The following is a 2,851-nucleotide window of genomic DNA, read 5'->3' as shown; positions in this document are numbered from 1 at the left end:
ATAACAACCGAAGCTAAGAAGCGTTTCGAATATGTAAGTTTGAGTTGGTTAGGAGAAAACCACCACATATAAAATAACTAACGGAGGTAAAAACATAGACCAAAACGATACTGATAACATCGAAAGGAAAATTGAAAACTTCCAGACATTTGAAAGGAACGAAAAAACCTGGTTCAAACTTACTGTGACTGCTTCAGGAATCGAGACTGATGAAGAACATCAAGATATTAGGTCCGAAATCAAAGAATGCAGTACAGGTGTGAAAGATAACATCCAGTCAAGGGTCCATGCAAAAGAAATGACACCAGGATCTATCACGATGGAGATATCATTCCTTGATTCTCACAGCAATCAGATTCTGAAAGCTTTCGAGAACTGTGGATGGACATGGAACCAATAATGTAGGGTGGTCTGTACCTACAGTTCCACCTTTTACTGACAGTATCTATAGCAAAATCATGGCATATAAAATATAAAAACCAAAAACGGAGGTACTGTTGAAAAAATGAAAAACGAACCTAAAAAACTAAACGTCTGCAACAGACCCGGCACAAATCAGGAAATAGAAACGAACTACAGGGATATAAACACCTTGGGATACAAGTTGGGCAAAGCTGCCTGGCTCCAGATTAAAGGTCAAAGGATAGCCGCACTTGACGAGATAAATGAGTTCCTCTCGTTAAGACCTGGCCACCTGGAAGCTCTGGGTAGAAAAACCGATATCTTGATGGACCTCGGGTGGTTCGAAGATTCGATAGAAGTTAACAACAAGATTCTTCGTATAAACCCTGATGATATCGAAACTCTGTATGTTCAGATGTGTCTGCTGAGATACCTGGACCAGTATGATGAAGCTGGAGAGTTTGCAGATGTAATAATGAACTCTGAACCTGCAGACCAAAGCAATCACTGGGTATACAAAGCAGACGTGTTATCGCTCCTCGGATACTACGATAAAGCAAATAGAGCATATCTAAAAGCTGAAAGGTTAGCTAAAAACATTGATGTCGTCACAGAGTTCAAGATATCCAAAGCAAACCACTTTTCACGTCACGGTGAACATGGAAAAGCTGTTGAGATGATCAATCAAGCCCTTGAAATCGAAAGGTACGGGGTAATATACTGGAACAAATCATCAATACTTGCCAAGAAAGGTGATTTTGAAGAGTCACAAAGATATGCCTACGAAGCAATCCAGGCCAGAGAGAATGCTGCAGTCCCCATGAACCTGTGGTTGGCGATAGCATTCTGTCTATGCGACTCCTACAAATCGCTCGAATCATACATTAAGTTTCTGGAAAATAGTGGCTGCGATTCAGCTTCGTTAGCCAAAACGATCGATCTGTTTACAGACAATTAACAGGTAGATATCCCGCAGTATATCTGCGGGGTTTTATATTTCCAATAAAAAAAATTGTAGACTGGTATAAAACTATAATAAAACTATACTACAAAAACGAATATGGAGGAATTAATATAAAAAAAGACGAAATGTTTAAAAACAAAAAACAGGATGATTCTAACTTAGAAAACAAAAACAAACCCAGTTTGTTAATAGGAATTGAAACCGAAGATACACAAGTAACGGATATAAGTACAATCAGAGCAAAGGCCCATTTATATCACCCTGTAGAGATACTGTCCATTGAGGCAAATACTCATGGTGAATTTAAATGGTTAGAAAATGGTCTTGCTTTCGTTAATGAGGAAGAACTTGAGTATGAACCATATAACATTGAATCATTGTACAAGAAGATGGTAACTCTCGAATTACTTGGACGTCCTGATGAAGCCGATGAAATCGCTGAACTTATAATTGAACTGGGCACTATAACCCGCCGGTTCTTGATGTTCAAAGCAGAAGTATTGTCGAGTAAAGGCCGGTATGAAGATGCAGTTGAACTGTTCGAAGAAGCTGAAAAACGTGATACACATGGTGCTCCCCTGGCAAAAGTAGTCCATCATATACGCTATGGTGAACCTGAGCAAGCTATCGAAATTTGCAATGCTGTACTGAATTGGCGCCCGAACCATGAAGTGTACTATGTCAGTGCATACGTCAAAGCTGCTATAGGAAACTTAGAGCAGGCTCTGGAAGATATAGATGCTGCACTCAACTTCAGGGATGACCTCTGTAACAGCTGGAATCTCAGAGGATTGATAATGGAAAAGATGGGTGACAGAAAAGGAGCAGTAGAATCTTTCAAATATGCTCTAGGAAATGATTCCGAAAATTCAATGGCAACTAGTCATTTAGCAAAATTATGATTAACATTGAAGCGAAGGAGTATTTTGAATATACATCTCAACTCCTTCATAGTAGATATGTGGAACAGGTTCTATCACCTGTTCTACATTTTATCTATCTAAATAATCTGGATTGAAAAACGATAAGGTGGCATTAATATAAAAAAATACGAAATGTTTAAAAACAGAAAACAGACTGATCCAAGGATAGAAAACGACAAATCCAATTTGATATCAAGGATAGTTAAAGAAGACCGACAGGTAACTCATATAAGTTCGATAAGGGTACAAGCCCATTTATATAACTCAAAGTATGAACAGCGTTCAGATGAATGGTTTTTCAATATGTTTCAATTGTTAGAAGAAGGTATTGAAACCGCCGATGAGGAACTTAAGTCAGAACCAGATAACATTGAAACATTGTACAGAAAAATGACAAATCTTGAATTACTTGAACGCATGGATGAAGCTGATAAAGTAGCAGAAGATATACTGTCTCTGAATCCTAAAGACCGCCGGCAAATGATGCTCAAAGCAGATGTATTGTCGGGTAAAGGCCAGTACAATGATGCAGTTGAACTGTTTAAAGAAGCTGAAAAGATGA

Annotated in this window: 4 protein-coding genes; all 4 read left to right on the top strand. The window is 38.4% G+C overall.

Features of this window, described 5'->3' with window-relative positions; all coding sequences use genetic code 11:
• Positions 1-184: 184 nt before the first annotated feature.
• Positions 185-400: a hypothetical protein gene (locus ACLFMM_RS09710; RefSeq protein ID WP_410808532.1), complete on the top strand. Its 216-nt coding sequence runs from the start codon at positions 185-187 to the stop codon at positions 398-400.
• 192 nt (positions 401-592) lie between these two features.
• The gene (locus tag ACLFMM_RS09705) at positions 593-1,360 is read left to right on the top strand and encodes a tetratricopeptide repeat protein (RefSeq protein ID WP_410808531.1); all 768 of its coding nucleotides are present in this window, start codon (positions 593-595) and stop codon (positions 1,358-1,360) included.
• A 131-nt stretch (positions 1,361-1,491) separates the two neighbouring features.
• Complete coding sequence (locus ACLFMM_RS09700; RefSeq protein ID WP_410808530.1) at positions 1,492-2,268, top strand: tetratricopeptide repeat protein; 777 nt, start codon at positions 1,492-1,494, stop codon at positions 2,266-2,268.
• 153 nt (positions 2,269-2,421) lie between these two features.
• A partial coding sequence (locus tag ACLFMM_RS09695) for a tetratricopeptide repeat protein (RefSeq protein ID WP_410808529.1) occupies positions 2,422-2,851 on the top strand: 430 nt, incomplete at its 3' end.

The sequence above is a fragment of the Methanohalobium sp. genome (assembly GCF_046546175.1).
In the GTDB taxonomy this organism is placed as follows: domain Archaea; phylum Halobacteriota; class Methanosarcinia; order Methanosarcinales; family Methanosarcinaceae; genus Methanohalobium.
The sequence above is the reverse complement of the archived record's forward strand: the minus strand, read 5'-3'. Positions and strand labels throughout refer to the sequence as shown.

Excerpts from the sequence above, each read along its gene's own strand:
- ACLFMM_RS09700 (WP_410808530.1), top strand. The coding sequence starts at position 1,492 with ATGTTTAAAAACAAAAAACAGGATGATTCTAACTTAGAAAACAAAAAC.